Raw genomic sequence first — 19,111 nt, forward strand, 5'->3', positions numbered from 1 at the left:
TAGCATCCACCACGACTCGTTGATCACCACGCGTGACTCACGCCGATCCGAAGTCCACCACCCCACGGGGCACTGCCTGGGCCGAGATCCCCGACACGAATTCTGGCCGGACAGTCTATCGTTCGCCGATGTCACGCTCACGGGTGTCATCGGCCATCGGCAGGTAACCGACGCATATCTGGCGCAACTGGCCCGAGCTCACAACGGGCGGCTCGCCACCTTCGACCGCGGTTTGGCCGAGCTGCACAGCGACGTCGCAGAGCTGCTGTCGACCGAGTAGGTCATCAGCGGCTCCTGCACAAGATGATCAGTGAGCGTGCCGCCACGAGGACGGTATGTCCCGCCTCAACCGACAGCTCGCTGCGGCCGGCGGCGTCGGCGGTGTCGATCACCGCGCGCCAGCCCTGCGCGTAGCCGCCGTCAGGGGTGACGAAGTCCACCGGTGTCTCGCCGGCGTTGAAGCACAGTAGAAACGAGTCGTCGACGATGCGCCGGCCGCGGGCATCGGGTTCGGGCAGTGCCTCGCCGTTGAGGAAAACCATGACGCACCTGCCGAATTCGCTGTCCCAGTCCTGCTGGGTCATCTCGTACCCGGCCGGGGTCAGCCAGGCGATGTCGCGCACCTCGTCACCGCCGCGGATCGGTCGGCCTTCGAAGAACCGCCGCCGCCGGAACACCGGGTGAGCGGTGCGCAGCGCGGTCAACGCCCGGGTGAACGCCAGCAGGTCGGCGTTCTTGTCGACCAGCGACCAGTCCATCCACGACAGCTCGGAGTCCTGACAGTAGACATTGTTGTTGCCGTGCTGGGTGCGGCCCAACTCGTCGCCGTGGGCGATCATCGGGGTGCCCTGGCTGATCAGCAGGGTGGCCATGATGTTGCGGACCTGGTGCGCGCGCAGCGCCAGGATGGCGGCGTCGTCGGTCGGTCCCTCGACGCCGCAGTTCCACGATCGGTTGTAGCTCTCGCCGTCGGTGTTGTCCTCGCCGTTGGCCTCGTTGTGTTTCTCGTTGTAGGACACCAGATCCGCCAGCGTGAAACCGTCGTGGCAGGTGACGAAGTTGATGCTGGCACCGGGACGGCGACCGGTCGCCTCGTACAGGTCCGACGAGCCGGTCAGTCGGGAGGCGAACTCGCCGAGGGTTTCCGGCACACCGCGCCAATAGTCGCGCACGGTGTCGCGGTACTTGCCGTTCCACTCCGTCCACAGCCCCGGGAAGTTGCCCACCTGATACCCGCCTTCGCCGACGTCCCACGGCTCGGCGATCAGCTTGACCTGGCTGACCACCGGATCCTGTTGCACCAGATCGAAGAACGCCGAAAGCCGGTCGACGTCGTGCAGTTCCCGGGCCAGCGTCGAGGCGAGGTCGAAGCGGAACCCGTCGACGTGCATCTCGGTCACCCAGTAGCGCAGTGAGTCCATGATCAGCTGCAGGGTGTGCGGATGCCGGGCGTTGAGACTGTTGCCGGTGCCGGTGTAGTCGGTGTAGAGCCGCGGATCGTCATCGGACAGCCGGTAGTAGGCGGCGTTGTCGATGCCGCGGAAGTTGATCGTCGGGCCCAGGTGGTTGCCTTCGGCGGTGTGGTTGTAGACCACGTCGAGGATCACCTCGATGCCGGCCTGGTGGAAGGTGCGCACCATCGCCTTGAACTCCGCTACCGCGCCGCCGGCCTGGCGGCTGGCCGCATACGAGTTGTGCGGCGCGAAGAATCCGACGGTGTTGTAGCCCCAGTAGTTTCGCAGCCCCAGCTGCCGCAGCCGATGATCGTGCAGGAACTGGTGCACCGGCATCAGTTCGATGGCGGTCACGTTCAGCGACTTGAGGTGATCGATGATCACCGGGTGTGCCAACCCGGCGTAGGTGCCGCGCAACTCCTCCGGGACGCCGGGATGGGTCTGCGTCATGCCCTTGACGTGCGCTTCGTAGATGATCGTCTCGTGGTAGGGCGTGCGCGGCGCGCGGTCGGCCGCCCAGTCGAAGAACGGGTTGATCACCACGCTGGTCATGGTGTGCCCCAACGAGTCCAGCGTGGGGGGAGGGCCGTCGGGGTCGTTCAGGTCGTAGGAGAACAGTGCCGGGCCGAAGTCGAAGTCGCCGTGGAACGCCTTCCCGTAGGGATCCAACAACAGCTTGCCGGGGTCGCAGCGTTGGCCAGCGGACGGGTTGAACGGCCCGTGCACCCGGAATCCGTAGTGCTGACCGGGCCCGACGCCGGGCAGATAGGCGTGCCAGACGTACCCGTCGACCTCGTCGAGGCCGATGCGGGTTTCGGTGGTGTCGCGGTCGTCGATGAGGCACAGTTCGACGCGGTCGGCGACCTCGGAGAACACCGCGAAATTGGTTCCGGCCCCGTCGTAGACGGCGCCGAGCGGGTAACTGTGGCCTGGCCAGACCGCGGCGACCGGGCTCACCACCATCCGGTGGCCGCACCCATCTGCCGGCCGAGCTCACCGGTCATGGTGCGCATGTAGGTCGCCGAGAGGTGATGGGAGTCGTGATAGATCAGCACATTGCCCTCCACCGCGCGGCAGATATCGGTGTCGCACACGGCGTCGGACAGATCCAGCGGCTTGAGCAGCGGGAAGCGTTTGACGAAATCCAAGGTGGGGTTGCGGTCGACGAGGACTTCGGAGCGTTTGATGCCGCAGGACTCCGCGTCGCCGCCGGAGGCCAGGCAGTCCGCCGGCTGGAACGGTCGGCCGTCGCGCACCAACCAGGGGGTGTCACGTACCCCGAGGATGGGAATCTTGTTCTCGGACAACCTTTTCCAGATCCCGATGTAGGTTCCCGGCATCACGTCACCGGGTTTGATGTTCCACGGCCGGGTGGCGGTGGTGAACACGTAGTCCGGGTGGTCGGCGATCAGCTTGTCCATGGTCTTGCCCACCCATTCGTAGCATTGCGGGTAAGGCGCGTTGTTGCCCATGATCAGCGGCACCTTCTCGGTGGACAGCGGGCAGCCCATCTTGAGGTAGGTCACCACCTTGAAGTGGTGTCGCTGGCCGAGGATGTCCAGTGCCGGCAGCCAGTGCTCGGCGTGCGATCCGCCGGCCAGCGCAACGGTGCGGCTGGCCTCCGGGTCGCCGTAGGTGCAGTTGATCAGGGCCGGATTGCTGAACGTGCTGATGCAGCCGTCCCGGGTGGAGCGGGGCAGGTCCTTCTTGGCCTCCAGGATGGTGGGCCGCATCCGCAGCTTGGGCACCCGCTGGTGTTTGAGCAGAGCGCGGGCGCCCGGGTAGTCGTCTTTGCTGAGTTTGGCCAGTTCCTTGCCGCTGGCGCGCTGGACGGTGACGTGCTCCCGCCAGGTGAACGACGTCGCCGTCAGCGCCACGCCCAGCAGCACCACCGTGGAGCCCAGCGCCAGCGTCGGTCGCTTCCACCAACCGGGCGACGGCTTGCGCCAGGGGTTGCGCCGCGCCGGAGGGGCGCCGGCGCCGGCCGGACCGCGGTAGCGCAGCGGGTCTTCGACGAGCCGGGTGGTCAGGTAGGCCAGCACCCCGGACAGCAGCAGGATCACCGCCCCCTCGAGTACCGACGCGTGCCGGTTGCCGGTATAGGACAACCAGAAGATCAGCAGCGGCCAGTGCCACAGGTACAGCGAGTAGGCCATCGCCCCGAGCCTGACCAGCGGCCCGCTCGCCAGCCACCGGTTGGGCCACGGCAGTTTGTCGCTGGTGCTGGGGTGCGCCTGGCGGTTGGCCCCGGCCAGGATGAACGCCACCGTGGCGCCGACCGGCACCAGCGCCCAGGGGCCGGGGAACTCTTGCACCCCTTCGATCAGGGCGCCACAGCTCAGGATCGCGGCCAGCGCCAGGGTGGCCACGGTGGTGCGCAGCCACATCGGCCAGCGGATGTAGGGGATGAGCGCCCCGGCCAGGGCGCCGAGCAGCAGTTCCCAGGCGCGGGCGAAGCTGTTGTAGTAGGCCAGCGCCTGGTTGGCCTGGTGCGCGACAATCGCGTACCAAAACGACGCCACCGTCAGCGCGGTGAGCAGCACCACGAAGGCCGAGCGCAGGTGGGTGCGCAGCAGGCGCCGGAAGGCGAACGCGAAGCCGAAGATCAACAGCAGGAAACTGAGGTAGAACTGGCCCTGCACCGACATCGACCAGATGTGTTGCAGCGGGCTGACGGCCTCACCGGCGCGCAGGTAGTCCGAGGCGGTGCGCGCCAACTCCCAGTTCTGGTAGTAGCCGAGGCTGGCCAGGCTCTGGTCGGCGAAGGTCTCCCAGCGGGTCTGCGGCTGGATCCATATCGTCAGCACCGCGCACGCTGCCAGCACCACGACCAGGGCGGGCAGCAACCGGCGAACCAGCCGGATCAGGTCGGGCACCGGGGACAGCGACGAGGACGGGTTCAGCGCCACCCGCAGTAGCTTGCCGCCGAAAAAGAACCCGGACAGCGCCAGGAAGACGTCGACTCCGCCGGAGACCCGCCCGAACCAGACGTGGAACACCGCCACCAAGGCGATCGCGATGCCGCGCAGCCCGTCGAGGTCGTGGCGGTAGAAGCCCGCCTTGCGGGTTCCCATCGCGGCGGCGGTCCCGGCGGCCGGCCCGGCGGCCGGAACGGATCCGGCAACGGACCCTCCGGCGGGGGGTGCCGCAGCAGGTGTTGCCGCCGGTCGCGGCGGGGAGAGGGCAATCATGATCGCCCGATAATCTACCTAACCGGGCGGTAGAAACCGCATTCCAACCGGTGTGACGTCCGCCGGGTGTGTCAGGGGATGACCCGGGTCAGATACGGGACCATGTTGGAGGTACGCGCCGGCGATACGGCGACCGCCGGGCTGGTGCCCTCGATCATCTGATTGTTGCCGAGGTACAGTGCGACGCTTTGCGTGCCGCCCGGCCCGTAGCAGAGCAGGTCGCCGGCCCGGGCCTGCGCGGGCGGGACCTTCTGCCCGACGCTGCACTGTTCGCCGGAGGTGCGCGGCATCTTGATGCCGGCGCCGGCGAACGCGTACTGGATCAGGCCGGAGGCGTCGAACCCGACGGTGGTGGTGTCGGGGATGTCCTCGCCGGGCGCCGGCGTGGTTCCCGGCAGGCCGGGGGTGGTGCTGCCGGCCGCGATGGGGCCCCCGGGCCGGCTGGTGCGGCCGGTGAGATCGGTCAGCGCGCCGCGGGTGGTGGCCGCCCTGGCCCGTGCATTGTTGGTCGGGCCGTTGATGTCGCCGCCGCCGTAGACGAAGGGCACGCCGCGTTGCGACAGCGCGCGCTGGACAACGCGGTCGATGAGCTGGTTCTGGCCGGTCTGCGAGAGCGGGTCGGCCCCGGCCGGGCCGGCGGCGCTCAACGTCGGGGCGATTGCCGCTGCCAGTGCGATCGCGGTGGCGCAGATGCGTTTCATCGGTCATCTCCTTTCGCGCCGGTAATCACGGCAGCATCATTGGTCACTCCTGTCACAGAGCCTACCGGCGCTTACGCGTGGTTCCGCGCCGCTGGGGAGAAATTGGGCAACCTGTGACCGAACGGTTACGCCGGCGGTCGCCCGCATTACTGTCGTCAGTCATGTCCGCGTTGAGTCCCGAGCAGATCAGCGCGATCGACGCCGCACATTTGTGGCACCCCTACAGCACGATCGGGTCCGAAACGCCGGCCCCGACGGTGGCGGTGGCGGCCCGGGGTGCCTACCTGACGCTGATCGTCGATGACGCCCCGGTCGAGGCGCTCGACGCCATGAGCTCCTGGTGGACCGCGATCCACGGGCACGGCCATCCGACGCTGGACGCCGCGCTCACCGCGCAGCTGGGCACCATGAACCACGTCATGTTCGGCGGGCTCACCCACGAGCCGGCCGCCCGGCTGGCACAGCTGCTGGTGGACATCACCCCGGCCGGGCTGGACACGGTGTTCTTCTCCGACTCGGGTTCGGTGTCGGTGGAGGTGGCGGTGAAGATGGCGCTGCAGTACTGGCGCGCGCGCGGCCGCCCCGGCAAGCACCGGCTGATGACCTGGCGCGGCGGCTATCACGGCGACACGTTCACCCCGATGAGCATCTGCGATCCCGACGGCGGCATGCACACGTTGTGGACCGGCACGCATTCGGTGCTGGTCCGGCAGCTGTTCGCCCCGCAGGTGCCCCGCGATTACGACCCGGCCTATGTCGCCGCGTTCGAGGCGCAACTGGAGCGTCACCGCGACGAACTGGCGGCCGTGGTGGTCGAGCCGGTGGTCCAGGGCGCCGGTGGGATGCGCTTCCATGATCCGCGCTACCTGTCGGAGCTGCGCGAGGCCTGCAGCCGGCACGGCGTGCTGCTGATCTTCGACGAGATCGCCACCGGTTTCGGTCGCACCGGTGAGCTGTTCGCCGCCGAGCATGCCGGTGTCAGCCCCGACATCATGTGCGTCGGCAAGGCGCTGACCGGCGGCTACCTCAGCCTGGCCGCCACGCTGTGCAGCACCGAGATCGCCCATGCCATCAGCGGCGGGGAGGCCGGTGCCCTGATGCACGGCCCGACCTTCATGGCCAACCCGCTGGCCTGCGCGGTGTCGGTCGCCAGCACCGAGCTGCTGCTGGGCCAGGACTGGCGGTCCCGCGTCGGTGAGATCGGCTCCGGGCTGACCGCCGCCCTGCAGCCGGCCCGCGACCTGCCCGGCGTCGCCGATGTGCGGGTGTGCGGCGCGATCGGGGTCATCGAATGCGAACGGCCGGTGGACCTGGCGCTGGCCACCCCGGCCGCACTGGCTGCCGGGGTGTGGCTGCGCCCGTTCCGCAACCTGGTGTACGCGATGCCGCCGTATATCTGCACGCCCGAGGAGATCGCCCGGATCGGTGCCGCGATGCTCGGTGTGGTCCGTGCCTTAGCCTGAACGGTGTTCAACGACGAGGGAGCACACGGTGACCCGCACGGACCTGTCGCCACTGGCCTGGCTGGCCGAAGTGGAACAACGCCGTCGGCAGGCCGGGCTGCGCCGCTCGCTGCGGGTGCGGCCCGCGGTCGCCACCGAGCTGGACCTGGCCTCCAATGACTACCTCGGGCTCGCGACGCACCCGGACGTCATTGCCGGCGGCATCGAGGCGCTGCGCATCTGGGGGGCCGGCGCCGGCGGGTCCCGGCTGGTCACCGGCAACACCGAACTGCACGCCCGGTTCGAACAGGACTTGGCCGACTTCGTCGGTGCGCCGGCGGGCCTGGTGTTCTCCTCGGGCTACACCGCCAACATCGGCGCCGTCGTCAGCCTGTCGGGGCCGGGCTCGCTGCTGGTCTCCGACGCTTACTGCCACGCGTCGCTGGTGGACGCCTGCCGGTTGTCGAAGGCGCGGGTGGTCATCACCGGTCACCGTGACGTCGACGCGATGGCCGCGGCCCTGGCCGACCGTGCCGAGGAGCGTGCCGTGGTCATCACCGAGTCGGTGTTCAGCGCCGACGGGGCGCTGGCCCCGCTGCGTGAGTTGCACGAGGTATGCCGCCGGCACGGCGCGCTGCTGATCGTCGACGAGGCACACGCGGTCGGTGTGCGCGGCGACGGCGGCCGCGGCCTGGTACACGAGGTCGGGCTGGCCGGGGCGCCCGACGTGGTGGTGACGACGACGCTGTCCAAGGCGCTGGGCAGTCAGGGCGGGGCGGTGCTGGGACCGGTCGCGGTGCGCGATCACCTCATCGACGCCGCCCGGACCTTCATCTTCGACACCGGCCTGGCTCCGGCGGCGCTCGGCGCTGCGTCGGCCGCCCTAGGCGTGCTGGCCGCGGAGCCGTCGCGCGCCACCGACGTAGTGCGCCACGCCCGCACGCTGGCCGCGGTCTGCGGGGTGCCCGAACGCCCGGAGTCCGCGGTGGTCTCGGTGATCCTCGGCGACGCCGAGACCGCGGTGTCGGCCGCGACCGCCTGCCTGGATGCCGGGGTGCGGGTGGGCTGTTTCCGGCCGCCGACGGTGCCGGCGGGAACGTCGCGGCTGCGGTTGACCGCCCGAGCGTCGCTGACCGAGGCGGATCTGGAGCTGGCCGGCCGGGTGCTGACCACGGTGTTGCGTGATCATCCCGCCGTGACGCGATGACGGTCCTGGTGATCACCGGCACCGGCACCGGTGTCGGCAAGACGATCGCCACCGCGGCGTTGGCCGGTTGCGCACGGCAGGCCGGCCTGGAGGTGGCGGTGGTCAAGCCGGTACAGACCGGCACCGCCGGCGGTGACGACGACCTGGCCGAAGTCGGCCGGTTGTCCGGGGTAACCGACCTGTTCGGGACCGCCCGATACCCGGAGCCGCTGGCCCCGGTCGCCGCCGCGGAGCAGGCCGGGATGGCACTGCCCACCGGCGCCGAGTTGCTGGCCGCGATCCGCGCCGCCGACCGGCCGGGCCGGTTGACCCTGGTCGAAGGCGCCGGCGGGCTGCTGGTTGAACTGGCCGCCGATGGTGTCACACTGCGCGATCTGGCAGTCGATCTCGGCGCCGCCGTGCTGGTGGTGGTCAACGCCGAGCTGGGCACCCTCAACCACACCGCTCTCACCTTGGAATCGCTTGCCGGACAGGGATTGTCGTGTGCCGGCCTGGTGATCGGCAGCTGGCCGGGCCAGCCGGGTCCGGCCGCCGCCGGCAACCGGGCCGCGTTGGGTCGCCTGGCGCCGGTGCGCGCGGTGCTGCCGGAGGGCTGCGGACGGCTCGACGCGTCGCAGTTCTCGGGCATGAGCCGCACCGCGTTCGACACCGGCTGGGTGCGCTCGCTGGTGGGCTGAGCGATGGTGCACTCGATCGAGTTGGTCTTCGACACCGACACCGAGACGGCCATTCGGCGGATCTGTGCGGACCTGGCCGCTGCCGGGGTCCCGAGCCAGGCGCCGGCTGGGCGCCCGCACGTCACCCTGGCGGTCGCCCAACGCATCGATCCGCAGGTCGACGCCGCGCTGACCACGGTGCTGGAGCGGCTGCCGCTGGAATGCGTCCTGGGCGCGACGGTGATCTTCGGGCGCTCCCACGGTGTGCTTGCCCGGCTAGTGGTACCGACCGTCGAGCTGCTGGAACTGCATGCGCAGACGTACCGGGTGTGCGCCCCGCACCTGATTCCCGGACCGATGCCCAACGTCGTGCCCGGCCGGTGGACCGCCCACGTCACGTTGGCCCGGCGCGTCGGCCCAGCGCAGTTGGGCCGCGCCCAGCGCATCGCCGGGCGCGGTGAGATCACCGGCCGATTCGTCGGATTGCGGCGCTGGGACGGCGACAGCCGCACCGCGTACCGGGTCTGACCGCCAGCCGTTGTCAATAACGCGGCCCTGACAAATAGTTTGGGCAGTGGATTTCGGGTATAGTCGAATGTATGTTCGAACAGTCTTCGTCGAGGCTTCCGTCGCCAGAGTCGGTCGCGCGGCTCAATGAGCGGTTTCGGCGGCGTTATCCGGCGGCGACGCCAGAGTCGGCGGCGTTGGTGGATCGGATCTGCGCCTCGGCGCGGGCGGAGAACCGGGCGGCAGCAGCGCACCTGGTGGCGATCGGGGAGTTGTTTGCGCTGCGGTTGAGCCGCTGTGGTGAAACTCAGGACTGGGCGGTCGATACCGAGGCGGCAGTAACTGCGGAGGTGGCGGCGGCGTTGCGGATCAGCCAAGGGCTCGCCGGCAGTCGGTTGCGGTATGCCCGGGCGATGCGTGAGGAGTTGCCGCAGGTGGCGCAGGTGTTTACGGCCGGCGATATCGATATCCGGCTGTTCCAAACCATCGTGTATCGCACAGGTTTGATCACCGATCGTGAAGTGTTGGCGGTCGTCGATAGGCAACTGGCGGCGCAGGTGACGCGCTGGCCGTCGCTGACCAGGAACCGGTTGGCGGCGCGCATCGACAAGATCGTCGCCAAGGCCGATAAGGACGCGGTGCGGCGCCGCAAGGATCGCCAAGCCGAACGCGAGATTCTGTTCGGCACCTTTGCCGAAGGTGGGCTGTCGGAGATCCAGGGCAGCATGTTCACCCCCGATGCGCGTGCGCTGGATAAGGCGTTGGATGCGCTGGCCGCCACGGTGTGTAAACACGATCCCCGCACTCGCGAGCAGCGCCGTGCCGACGCGATGGGCGCGTTGGCGGTGCGAGCCGAGCGGCTGGGGTGCCGTTGTGGTCGCTCCGACTGCGCAGCGTCAGGGCGCCCAGCCGCCTCACCAGTGGTCATTCACATCATCGCTGAGCAGGCCACCGTCGACGGAGCCGGTGATGTGCCGGGCTCCTTAGTCGAAGCTGACGGGCTGATCCCGCCGGAGCTGATCGCTGAACTCGCCCGATCGGCCCGGTTGGTGTCGTTGGTGCACCCCGCTGACGCTCCGCCCGAGTCCGGGTATGCGCCCTCGAAGGCGTTGGCTGACTTTGTGCGGTGTCGGGATCTGACCTGCCGGTGGCCGGGCTGTGATCGGCCGGCGGCTGACTGCGACATCGACCATACGATTCCTCGTGGCGACGGCGGACTCACCCACCCCTCGAATCTCAAATGCTATTGCCGCACACATCATTTGGCGAAGACATTCTGGGGCTGGCGCGATCAGCAACTGCCGGACGGGACGGTGATCCTGACTTCGCCGGCGGGGCAGACCTACGTCACCACCCCGGGCAGTGCGTGGCTGTTCCCGGGCTTGTGTGCACCCACCGCAGAACTACCGACACCGCAGCCACGTGAAGATGACCGCTGTGGTGATCGCATCGCGATGATGCCCCGCCGCCGACGCACCCGCGCCCAACACCGCGCGGCCCGCATCGCCACCGAGCGCAACCAGAATCGCAAGGCTCGCGAAGCACGACGCGCCGCCTTCGAAGCCGTCTGGTTTCCCAAAGTCGACGTCACCGCTGACGACGACCCGCCGCCCTTCTAACGGGGTGAACGTTCCATCTACCTCACCCGTTGCGCCGGCCACCGGGGTCATGAACCACGTCAGCGACTAACTCGGCGAAGCACGGGCTCCTTGGGCTCCATGGCACCGAAGTCTTTGGGACCTCGACGGGTCCTAGCCGAGCGTAGCTCCGGCCCGCATCGCCAGCCCGTCGATCAGCAATCCCAGCCCGAACCCGAATGCGCTGCTCGGGTCGGCCTCGGACGTGATCTCGGCAGCCCCGGCGGCGTCCCACTGCAGGCGGGACTGTTCGTCGGCGGTGAATCCCAAGACGTAGTAGACGACGGTGCGGGCGACCTGCCCGGCCTGATCCGGGTGCACGCCTGCGGCTGTCGCCGCCTCCGCCAGCAGGGCCAGGATGTCAGTGGCCGCCCGGGACTGACCCGCCGCCATGCTGGCCGACACCAGCTCGGCCCCGTCGGTGTGCGATAGCAGCGCATCCCGCAGGCGTTCACCCACGGTCTGGATCCGCCACTGCCAGCCGCCCGGCCCGGGGTCGACGCAGGCCGGCGTCAGCACGCGATCGGCGACCGCGCCCAGCAGTTGCTGCTTGTTGGCGAAGTGCCAGTACAGTGCGCTGGGGCTGACGTTGAGCTCACGCGCCAACCGGCGCATCGACAGATCGGCGATGCCGTAGTCGTCCAACAGGGTGGTCGCCGCGGCGACTATCCGGTCTTTGGAGTCAGGTTTGTGCAGCTGCACCCCGCTACCCTAACCTGAACACCGTTCAAGTCTTTGAGGGGAACACCTTGTGACCCGCGTCGACGGCGATGCAGTGGGGGCACCCGGCGAGGGACGAAGCGATGAGAAGGAGCTACCGCGCATGACAGACGACATCCTGGCGCTGGCGCGTGAACAGGTACTGGAGCGCGGCGAGGCGTTGGGGGCCGATCAGGTCCTCGAGGTGCTGCGGCTGCCCGACGACCGGCTCGAGGAGCTACTGGCGCTGGCCCACGATGTGCGGATGCGCTGGTGCGGCCCCGAGATCGAGGTCGAGGGCATCATCAGCCTGAAAACCGGTGGCTGCCCGGAGGATTGCCACTTCTGTTCGCAGTCGGGGCTGTTCTCCTCGCCGGTGCGCAGCGCGTGGCTGGACATCCCCAGCCTGGTCGAGGCGGCCAAGCAGACCGCCAAGACCGGAGCCACCGAATTCTGCATCGTGGCCGCGGTGCGCGGGCCCGACGCGCGGCTGCTGGCCCAGGTCTCGGCCGGTATCGAGGCGATCCGCAATGAAGTCGACATCCAGATCGCGTGCTCGCTGGGCATGCTGACCCAGGAGCAGGTGGACCAGCTGGCCGCGATGGGCGTGCACCGCTACAACCACAACCTGGAGACCGCCCGCTCCCACTTCCCCAACGTGGTCACCACCCACACCTGGGAGGAGCGGTGGGAGACGCTGCGGATGATCGGCAAGGCCGGGATGGAGGTCTGCTGCGGCGGCATCCTGGGCATGGGCGAGACCCTGGAGCAGCGCGCGGAGTTCGCCGCCGAGCTCGCCGAACTCGACCCCGACGAGGTGCCGCTGAACTTCCTCAACCCGCGTCCGGGCACCCCGTTCGGTGACCTGGAGGTGCTGCCGGCGGCCGATGCGCTGCGCGCCGTCGCCGCGTTCCGGCTGGCGTTGCCGCGCACCATGCTGCGGTTCGCCGGCGGCCGGGAGATCACCCTGGGCGACCTGGGCGCCAAGCAGGGCATCCTGGGCGGTATCAACGCCATCATCGTCGGCAACTACCTGACCACGCTCGGCCGTCCGGCCGAGACGGACTTGGAGCTGCTCGACGATCTCCAGATGCCGATCAAGGCGCTCAACGCCACCCTGTGATGGTTCGTGATCTGCCCGCTCCGGTGGGAGCCGGCGTCTACAACGTCTACACGGGCGTGCAGTGCGACGATCCCGCCGGTGGATCGCTTCCCACGGCCGCCCAATTGGGACTGGAGCCGCCGCGGTTCTGCGGCGCCTGCGGACGCCGGATGATGGTGCAGGTTCGGCCGGATGGCTGGTGGGCCAAGTGTTCTCGGCACGGGCTGGTGGATTCTGCCGACCTGGACACCCGGCGATGAGTATTCCGGGCGCACCGTCGGGCCATGCCGCGCCACGGCTGAGCCGCCGGCGGGCCTGCCTGATCCTCGCCGCGGGATTGGGCATCGCCGGGCTGCCGGTGGGGGCGCTGTGGGGGTGGATCGCGCCACCGGTGCACGGCGTGGTGGCCCTCACCCGGGGCGGTGAGCGGGTACAGGCCTACCTGGGCAACGAGGCCGACCATTTCTTCGTCGCGCCGTTTCTGCTACTGGGCATGTTGGGGGTGGTCGCGGTGGTGGCGGCCACGCTCGCCTGGCAGTGGCGTGCCCATCGGGGCCCCGGCATGGTCGCCGGGCTGTCGGTGGGCCTGACCGCGAGCGCGGCGCTGGCGATGCTGGTCGGCGGCGCGGTGGTGCGCCACCGTTACGGCGTGATCGATGTGGACGGTGCGCCGGTGTCTGCCGAGAATCGGGTGCACTACGTCGTGGAAGGCCCGCCGGTGTTCTTCGGGCACACGCCATTGCAGATCGCGGCCACGTTGCTGTTGCCGGCGGCGACGGCGGCGTTGGTGTACGGCTTGTGCGCCACCTGGAGTACCCGTGATGACCTGGGCGGCTATCCGCCCGAGCCGGCGAGGCGGTTGCCGCCGGCCCCGGCCGTCACAGTGGAAGGCGGCGCAGCGCCCCACCGGTGATCACCCGCGCCGCCACCAGGCCCAGTCGCGCCAAGCCCAGGTAGGTCTTGGGGTTCAGCAGCGTCGGCCACTGGGTCTGCACCGTGCCGGCGGGCAGCGGCCGGTTGGCGAACCGGTCACGCAACCAGTCCAGCACCATCGGCGCCGACAGCGGGTGCAGCAGGATGTGCTCGCTGAGCAGATCGCGGTGATAGGTCAGCCGGGCGCCGGCGGCGATATAGGCCTCCGCCAAGTGGTCGATGTGCACGACGGAGATCACCTGGTCGTGAACTGCTTGCAGCATCAACACCGGCGGTTTCGGAGCATGGTGACCGAGCTTGGTGTCCTCGAAGACGTGTTGTACCGCAGGCAGTTCCACCAGGTCCTGGAGCGGCTGATCGATGAACTCCCCGAGTGACTTGTGGTGCATCCGCATGATGGCGCCGACCGTGGTCATGGACTCCAGTGAACGCATCAATGCCTTGCCCTCGGCGGTGGCGTGGTCGTCGATCACCTTCTGCAAGTCGGGGTAGACCTTCGCCAAGGTGGCGATCATCACCGCGGGCAACCCGGAGAAGAACGTCCCGTCCAACCCGAGGAAGGTGTGCCCGAGATCGCCCACCGGCGACCCGAGCACCGCACCGACGATGTTGAGTTCGGGGGCGTAATCGCCGCCGACTTCCGCCGCCCAGCCGGTGGCCAAACCGCCGCCGGAATAGCCCCACAGGCCCACCGGGTCGTCGCGGGACAATCCCAGTTGCTCGGCGCCCAAGGCGGCGCGCACCCCGTCGAGCACGCAGTAGCCCGGTTCGTACGGTGCTCCCCAGCGGCCGTCCCGCCCCTCGTGGTCGGGGATCGACACCGCCCAGCCCTGCTCGAGGGCCGCGACGATGAGCACGAACTCGAGCTGGGTGAACGAGCCGTAACCCTTGGCTCGCCGGCGCAGCGCATAGGAGGGAAAGCAGCGGCCGTCCACCGCGTCGATCGCGCACTGGTAGGACACGATCGGACAGCGGCGGCTGCGATCACGGTTGGCCGGGACCAGCACCGTTGTGACCGCCGCCTGCGGGACGTTGTTGCGGTCGACGGTGCGGTAGAGCAGCTGGGTGGCGACCAACTGCTGCGGGATCAGGCCGAGAAACGCCAGCTCGACGTCGCGGGAGCGCAACACGGTGCCGGGCACGGCGTGCTGGAAGCCGGCCGGCGGTTCGTAGAACGGGTCCTCGGCCGGCCGCAGCGGGCGGTCGCCGGATGTTAGTGGCTCGTGGGGGGCCTGCCCGATCCACTCGACAGAGGTTTCGCGGGCCAAGCTGTCGAAGTCCATCCCGGCATTGTTGCTTAAGAGGGCACTAAGATTCCAGTCCGACTCACCCTGGCGGCCGCAGTGCCGCGAATTCGTCGGTCACCCGCAACTCGGAATCGGTGAATCGGTACCGGGCGGCCGGGCGTCCGCCACTGCGTCCCGAGCGGGCGGTGGTGCCGGTGCGCGTGATCACCCCTCGGCGAACCAGCACCCGCTGCAGATTGGTGGCGTCGACCTGGTAGCCGAGTACGACGCTGTAGATGTCGCGTAGTGTCGAGATGATGAATTCGGTTGGCGCCAAAGCAAATCCAATATTCGTGTAGGACATCTTGGCCACCAGACGGCTGTGGGCGTGCGCCACCATCGGGGCGTGGTCGAACGCCATCGGCGGAAGGTCGTCGACCGGATGCCAGTGCGTGTCGCCGGGCAGCTCGGGATCGGCAGGGGAGGGCACCAGCCCCAGAAACGTCGAAGCGATGGTGCGTGCGCCCGGAACCCGGCCCGGGTCGGAGAACACAGCCAGCTGCTCAAGGTGGGCGATCTCACGCAGGTCCACCTTCTCGGCCAATAGCCGGCGGGCCGAGGTGGTCACGTCTTCGTCGTCGCGCAACAGTCCACCCGGCAGCGACCACCGTCCGAGCTGGGGTTCTCGAGCCCGCTGCCACAGCAGAACGTTGAGTCGGGGGCGGGGTCCTTGCTGGCCGCCGCCGTTGCCAACCTGGAAGACCGCGGTGAGCACTTCATGCGCGGTGCTAGTATGAACCATGTTTTCGATTGTAAGTCGAAAACCTAATTCGCGAGAGGAGTCACCATGACCACCCTCACCGAGACCGGTGTGCAGGCCGGCCGCCTGGCCGACCGCATCGTCAACTCGCCGGCCGGCTACAGCGGTATCGAGCCCGACCAGGAGTGGGTGGCCGAGATCCTCCGGCTCAAGAAGCAGCGCAACGCCACGATCCTGGCGCACAACTACCAGCTGCCGCCGATCCAGGACATCGCCGACCACGTCGGGGACTCGCTCGGGCTGGCCCGCATCGCTGCCGAGACCGACGCCGACACCATCGTGTTCTGTGGCGTGCACTTCATGGCCGAGACCGCCAAGATCCTGTCGCCGGACAAGACGGTGCTGATTCCCGACGCCCGGGCCGGCTGCTCGCTGGCCGATTCGATCACCGCCGAGGACCTGCAGGCCTGGCGTGACGACCACCCCGGCGCGGTGGTGGTGTCATATGTGAACACCACCGCGGCGGTCAAGGCGCTCACCGACTACTGCTGCACGTCGTCCAACGCCGTCGACGTGGTCAATGCCATCGAGCCGGACCGCGAGGTGCTGTTCCTGCCCGACCAGTTCCTGGGCCAGCACGTCGCGCGGGTCACCGGGCGCAAGAACATGCACATCTGGGCGGGCGAGTGCCACGTGCACGCGGCGATCAACGGCGACGACCTCGAGGAGAAGGCCCGGGCGAACCCGGATGCCGAATTGTTCGTGCACCCCGAGTGCGGCTGCGCGACGTCGGCGTTGTACCTGGTCGGCGAGGGCCACTTCCCCGAGGAGCGGGTCAAGATCCTGTCCACCGGCGGCATGCTCGAGGAGGCCCGGCGCACCCGGGCGCAGAAGGTGCTGGTGGCCACCGAGGTCGGCATGATCTACCAGCTGCAGAAGGCGGCACCGCAGGTCGACTTCGAGGCGGTCAACTCCAAGGCGGCCTGCAAGTACATGAAGATGATCACTCCCGCAGCCCTGCTGCGCAGCCTGACCGAGGGTGCCGACGAGATCCACGTCGACCCCGAGACGGCGCGGCTGGCGGCACGCAGCGTGCAGCGCATGGTCTCGATCGGGCACTCCGCCCCGGTCAGCAAGTGAGCGGTGGCCCCGGCTGGCAGCAGCGTGCCGACGTCGTCGTCATCGGCACCGGGGTCGGCGGGCTGGCCGCCGCCCGCGCCGCACGCCGGGCCGGCCGGGAGGTGGTGGTGCTCAGTAAGGCGGCCACTGGATACGCGGTGACCGCGACACACTACGCCCAGGGCGGGATCGCGGTGGTGCTGCCGGGCACCGACGACTCGGTTCAGGCCCACGTCGCCGACACACTGGCCGCAGGCGCGGGGCTGTGCGACCGCGATGCGGTGACCTCGATTGTCGCCGACGGCTATCGCGCGGTCTCCGAATTGGCCGGTGCCGGTGCGCAATTCGACCAGGATCCCGACGGCAACTGGGCGCTGACCCGCGAGGGCGGGCATTCGCGACGGCGCATCATCCATGCCGGCGGCGACGCCACCGGAGCCGAGGTGCAGCGGGCACTGGATCACGCCGCGGCCGGCCTGGACATCCGTCACGGCCAGCTGGCGCTGCAGATCCTGCGTGACGCCGACACGGTCACCGGTGTGCTGGTGGCCAACGCCGACGGCATCGGGGTGATCCACGCCCCGTCGGTGGTGCTGGCCACCGGAGGTCTGGGCCAGCTGTACCGGGCAACGACCAATCCCGGCGGCGCCACCGGGGACGGCGTGGGCCTGGCGCTGCGTGCCGGGGCCGCGGTGAGCGATCTGGAATTCATCCAGTTTCACCCGACCATGCTCTACAGCGACGCCGCCGGCAGCAGACGCCCGCTGGTCACCGAGGCGGTGCGCGGGGAGGGCGCGAAATTGATCGATGCGCGGGGTGCCTCGGTCACCGCCGGGGTCCACCCGATGGGCGATCTGGCGCCGCGCGACGTGGTGGCGGGCGCCATCGACACCCGACTGCGGGAGACCGGCGACGCCTGCGTCTACCTCGACGCCCGCGGGATCGCCGGCTTCGCGGACCGGTTTCCGACCGTCACCGCGGCCTGCCGCGACGCTGGTATCGACCCGGTGGCCCAACCGATTCCGGTGGTGCCCGGCGCACACTACAGCTGCGGCGGCGTCGTCACCGATGTCACCGGCCGCACCGAGCTGGCCGGGCTGTTCGCCGCCGGCGAGGTGGCCCGGACCGGCATGCACGGCGCGAATCGATTGGCCTCCAACAGCCTGCTGGAAGGGTTGGTGGTCGGGGAGCGCGCCGGGTCGGCGGCGGCCGCTCACGCCGTGGCGGCCGGACCGGTGCGGGCCGTCGCGGCCGAACCGGCCCGGCAGGCCGCCGTCGAGCGACAGACCCTGCAGCGGGCCATGTCCCGCGATGCGTCGGTGGTCCGCGACGCCGACGGACTGCGGCGGCTCGCCGAGCTGCTGTCGGACGCCGAGGAGCGGACTGCCGCTCATCGCAAGGGTTGCGAGGACGCCGCGCTGACGCTGGTGGCCCGAGTGGTCGCCGCGGCCGCGTTGGCGCGCACCGAGAGCCGCGGCTGTCACCATCGGGCCGAATACGCCGGTCCCGACGCCGGCCAGGCCCGCAGCACCACGGTCCGACTGCGTGACGGCGCAGTGGTACTCGAGGAGCCGGTGGCGCTGTGACACTTTCGCAGCCGCTGTCCCAGACCGAACTCGACGAGGCCCGCCGCATCATCGCCCGGGCCCTGGACGAGGATTTGCGGTACGGCCCCGACGTCACCACCACCGCGACGGTGCCGGCCGATGCGGTGACCGAGGCCGCGCTGGTGACCCGGGCCGCCGGTGTGATCGCCGGGGTCGACGTCGCGCTGCTGGTGCTCGACGAAGTACTCGGGCGCGATGCCTACCGGGTGCGCGACCGGGTGGCCGATGGCGCCCGGCTGCAGCCCGGTGCGGTGGTGCTGAGCCTGCAGGCCGACACCCGCGGGCTGCTGACCGCCGAACGCACCATGCTCAACCTGATCTGTCACCTGTCCGGGATCGCCACGGCCACCGCGGCCTGGGTGGACGCCATCAGCGGAATCGCCGGCACGTCGGCGCAGATCCGCGACACCCGTAAGACGCTGCCGGGCCTGCGGGTGCTGCAGAAGTACGCGGTGCGCGTCGGTGGCGGGGTGAATCACCGGATGGGGCTGGGAGATGCCGCGCTGATCAAGGACAACCATGTCGCCGCGGCCGGATCGGTGGCCGCGGCGCTGCGCGCGGTCCGCGCCGCCGCCCCCGAGGTGGCCTGCGAGGTCGAGGTCGATTCACTGGAACAGTTCGACGAGGTGCTCGCCGAGGGGCCCGAGCTTGTGCTGTTGGACAACTTCCCGGTGTGGGCGACCCAGACCGCGGCGCAGCGACGCGACTCCCGGGCGCCCGGGGTGCTGCTGGAGTCATCCGGCGGACTGACCCTGGACAGTGCGGCCGCCTACGCCGCCACCGGTGTCGACTATCTGGCCGTGGGTGCGCTCACCCACTCGGTCCAGGTGCTCGACATCGGCCTGGACATGTAGCTTCTTTCCGCCGAGA

18 protein-coding genes are annotated in these 19,111 nt (G+C 69.5%); 12 read left to right on the forward strand and 6 right to left on the reverse strand.

The window, feature by feature from the left end; genetic code table 11:
- The coding region (locus BST10_RS13260) for a PIN domain-containing protein (RefSeq protein WP_479724660.1) at positions 1–280 on the forward strand (280 nt) is incomplete at its 5' end.
- 4 nt (positions 281–284) lie between these two features.
- On the opposite strand, the gene glgX is transcribed toward BST10_RS13260, so the two are convergent.
- The 3 genes from glgX to ripD form a co-directional block, all read right to left on the reverse strand.
- Positions 285–2,417, reverse strand: coding sequence for a glycogen debranching protein GlgX (glgX, locus tag BST10_RS13265; protein WP_083038247.1), 2,133 nt, complete (start codon positions 2,415–2,417; stop codon positions 285–287).
- A complete protein-coding gene (locus BST10_RS13270) occupies positions 2,408–4,645 on the reverse strand; it encodes an acyltransferase family protein (protein ID WP_371869109.1) in 2,238 nt (745 codons plus the stop codon). The genes glgX and BST10_RS13270 overlap by 10 nt, the downstream gene beginning before the upstream one ends.
- 71 nt (positions 4,646–4,716) lie before the next feature.
- Entirely contained in the window at positions 4,717–5,346 is a 630-nt protein-coding gene (gene ripD, locus BST10_RS13275) for an NlpC/P60 family peptidoglycan-binding protein RipD (protein ID WP_083038251.1), read from the reverse strand.
- A gap of 161 nt (positions 5,347–5,507) precedes the next feature.
- On the opposite strand from ripD, the gene BST10_RS13280 reads away from it, so the two are divergent.
- The 5 genes from BST10_RS13280 to BST10_RS13300 all read left to right on the forward strand — a co-directional run bounded on the left by BST10_RS13280 (position 5,508) and on the right by BST10_RS13300 (position 10,777).
- Positions 5,508–6,809, forward strand: a complete 1,302-nt coding sequence (locus tag BST10_RS13280) for an adenosylmethionine--8-amino-7-oxononanoate transaminase (protein ID WP_109559512.1) — start codon at positions 5,508–5,510, stop codon at positions 6,807–6,809.
- A gap of 28 nt (positions 6,810–6,837) precedes the next feature.
- Positions 6,838–7,995, forward strand: a complete 1,158-nt coding sequence (locus tag BST10_RS13285) for an 8-amino-7-oxononanoate synthase (protein ID WP_083038253.1) — start codon at positions 6,838–6,840, stop codon at positions 7,993–7,995.
- Entirely contained in the window at positions 7,992–8,672 is a 681-nt protein-coding gene (gene bioD, locus BST10_RS13290; RefSeq protein ID WP_083038255.1) for a dethiobiotin synthase, read from the forward strand. The genes BST10_RS13285 and bioD overlap by 4 nt, the downstream gene beginning before the upstream one ends.
- A 3-nt stretch (positions 8,673–8,675) precedes the next feature.
- Complete coding sequence (locus BST10_RS13295; RefSeq protein WP_083038257.1) at positions 8,676–9,179, forward strand: 2'-5' RNA ligase family protein; 504 nt, start codon at positions 8,676–8,678, stop codon at positions 9,177–9,179.
- 71 nt (positions 9,180–9,250) lie between these two features.
- Complete coding sequence (locus BST10_RS13300) at positions 9,251–10,777, forward strand: HNH endonuclease signature motif containing protein (RefSeq protein WP_083038259.1); 1,527 nt, start codon at positions 9,251–9,253, stop codon at positions 10,775–10,777.
- Between the two features lie 132 nt (positions 10,778–10,909).
- Here the strand turns inward: BST10_RS13300 and BST10_RS13305 are convergent, their stop codons facing one another.
- A complete protein-coding gene (locus tag BST10_RS13305; protein WP_083038261.1) occupies positions 10,910–11,497 on the reverse strand; it encodes a TetR/AcrR family transcriptional regulator in 588 nt (195 codons plus the stop codon).
- Between the two features lie 121 nt (positions 11,498–11,618).
- Between BST10_RS13305 and bioB the strand changes: the two genes are divergently transcribed.
- From bioB to BST10_RS13320, 3 genes are read left to right on the forward strand one after another with little or no spacing between them, the layout of a single operon-like run.
- Positions 11,619–12,617 (forward strand): biotin synthase BioB, encoded by a 999-nt coding sequence (gene bioB / locus BST10_RS13310; RefSeq protein ID WP_013829089.1) that lies wholly within the window; start codon positions 11,619–11,621, stop codon positions 12,615–12,617.
- Positions 12,617–12,856, forward strand: a complete 240-nt coding sequence (gene bsaP / locus BST10_RS13315; protein ID WP_193466455.1) for a biotin synthase auxiliary protein BsaP — start codon at positions 12,617–12,619, stop codon at positions 12,854–12,856. Before bioB ends, bsaP begins: the two co-directional genes overlap by 1 nt.
- Entirely contained in the window at positions 12,853–13,509 is a 657-nt protein-coding gene (locus BST10_RS13320) for a DUF2567 domain-containing protein (protein ID WP_013829087.1), read from the forward strand. Before bsaP ends, BST10_RS13320 begins: the two co-directional genes overlap by 4 nt.
- Here the strand turns inward: BST10_RS13320 and BST10_RS13325 are convergent.
- Positions 13,475–14,812 (reverse strand): lipase family protein, encoded by a 1,338-nt coding sequence (locus BST10_RS13325; RefSeq protein ID WP_083038263.1) that lies wholly within the window; start codon positions 14,810–14,812, stop codon positions 13,475–13,477. The two genes, BST10_RS13320 and BST10_RS13325, sit on opposite strands and share 35 nt — an antisense overlap.
- 43 nt (positions 14,813–14,855) lie before the next feature.
- Positions 14,856–15,557, reverse strand: a complete 702-nt coding sequence (locus tag BST10_RS13330; protein WP_083038265.1) for an NUDIX hydrolase — start codon at positions 15,555–15,557, stop codon at positions 14,856–14,858.
- A 45-nt stretch (positions 15,558–15,602) separates the two neighbouring features.
- On the opposite strand from BST10_RS13330, the gene nadA reads away from it, so the two are divergent.
- From nadA to nadC, 3 genes are read left to right on the forward strand one after another with little or no spacing between them, the layout of a single operon-like run.
- A complete protein-coding gene (gene nadA / locus BST10_RS13335) occupies positions 15,603–16,655 on the forward strand; it encodes a quinolinate synthase NadA (RefSeq protein WP_083038267.1) in 1,053 nt (350 codons plus the stop codon).
- A complete protein-coding gene (locus BST10_RS13340) occupies positions 16,652–18,220 on the forward strand; it encodes an L-aspartate oxidase (protein WP_083038269.1) in 1,569 nt (522 codons plus the stop codon). The genes nadA and BST10_RS13340 overlap by 4 nt, the downstream gene beginning before the upstream one ends.
- Complete coding sequence (gene nadC, locus BST10_RS13345; RefSeq protein ID WP_013829082.1) at positions 18,217–19,095, forward strand: carboxylating nicotinate-nucleotide diphosphorylase; 879 nt, start codon at positions 18,217–18,219, stop codon at positions 19,093–19,095. Before BST10_RS13340 ends, nadC begins: the two co-directional genes overlap by 4 nt.
- The last annotated feature ends 16 nt before the right edge of the window (positions 19,096–19,111 follow it).

It is taken from the genome of Mycolicibacter algericus DSM 45454 (assembly GCF_002086455.1).
Lineage (GTDB): Bacteria > Actinomycetota > Actinomycetes > Mycobacteriales > Mycobacteriaceae > Mycobacterium > Mycobacterium algericum.

What these genes read in the sequence shown, in the direction of transcription:
- glgX (WP_083038247.1), bottom strand. Translation starts at nt 2,417, where the DNA reads ATGGTGGTGAGCCCGGTCGCCGCGGTCTGGCCAGGCCACAGTTACCCG.
- BST10_RS13270 (WP_371869109.1), bottom strand. Translation starts at nt 4,645, where the DNA reads ATGATTGCCCTCTCCCCGCCGCGACCGGCGGCAACACCTGCTGCGGCA.
- ripD (WP_083038251.1), bottom strand. Translation starts at nt 5,346, where the DNA reads ATGAAACGCATCTGCGCCACCGCGATCGCACTGGCAGCGGCAATCGCC.
- BST10_RS13280 (WP_109559512.1), top strand. Translation starts at nt 5,508, where the DNA reads ATGTCCGCGTTGAGTCCCGAGCAGATCAGCGCGATCGACGCCGCACAT.
- bioD (WP_083038255.1), top strand. Translation starts at nt 7,992, where the DNA reads ATGACGGTCCTGGTGATCACCGGCACCGGCACCGGTGTCGGCAAGACG.
- BST10_RS13295 (WP_083038257.1), top strand. Translation starts at nt 8,676, where the DNA reads ATGGTGCACTCGATCGAGTTGGTCTTCGACACCGACACCGAGACGGCC.
- BST10_RS13300 (WP_083038259.1), top strand. Translation starts at nt 9,251, where the DNA reads ATGTTCGAACAGTCTTCGTCGAGGCTTCCGTCGCCAGAGTCGGTCGCG.
- bioB (WP_013829089.1), top strand. Translation starts at nt 11,619, where the DNA reads ATGACAGACGACATCCTGGCGCTGGCGCGTGAACAGGTACTGGAGCGC.
- bsaP (WP_193466455.1), top strand. Translation starts at nt 12,617, where the DNA reads ATGGTTCGTGATCTGCCCGCTCCGGTGGGAGCCGGCGTCTACAACGTC.
- BST10_RS13320 (WP_013829087.1), top strand. Translation starts at nt 12,853, where the DNA reads ATGAGTATTCCGGGCGCACCGTCGGGCCATGCCGCGCCACGGCTGAGC.
- BST10_RS13325 (WP_083038263.1), bottom strand. Translation starts at nt 14,812, where the DNA reads ATGGACTTCGACAGCTTGGCCCGCGAAACCTCTGTCGAGTGGATCGGG.
- BST10_RS13330 (WP_083038265.1), bottom strand. Translation starts at nt 15,557, where the DNA reads ATGGTTCATACTAGCACCGCGCATGAAGTGCTCACCGCGGTCTTCCAG.
- nadA (WP_083038267.1), top strand. Translation starts at nt 15,603, where the DNA reads ATGACCACCCTCACCGAGACCGGTGTGCAGGCCGGCCGCCTGGCCGAC.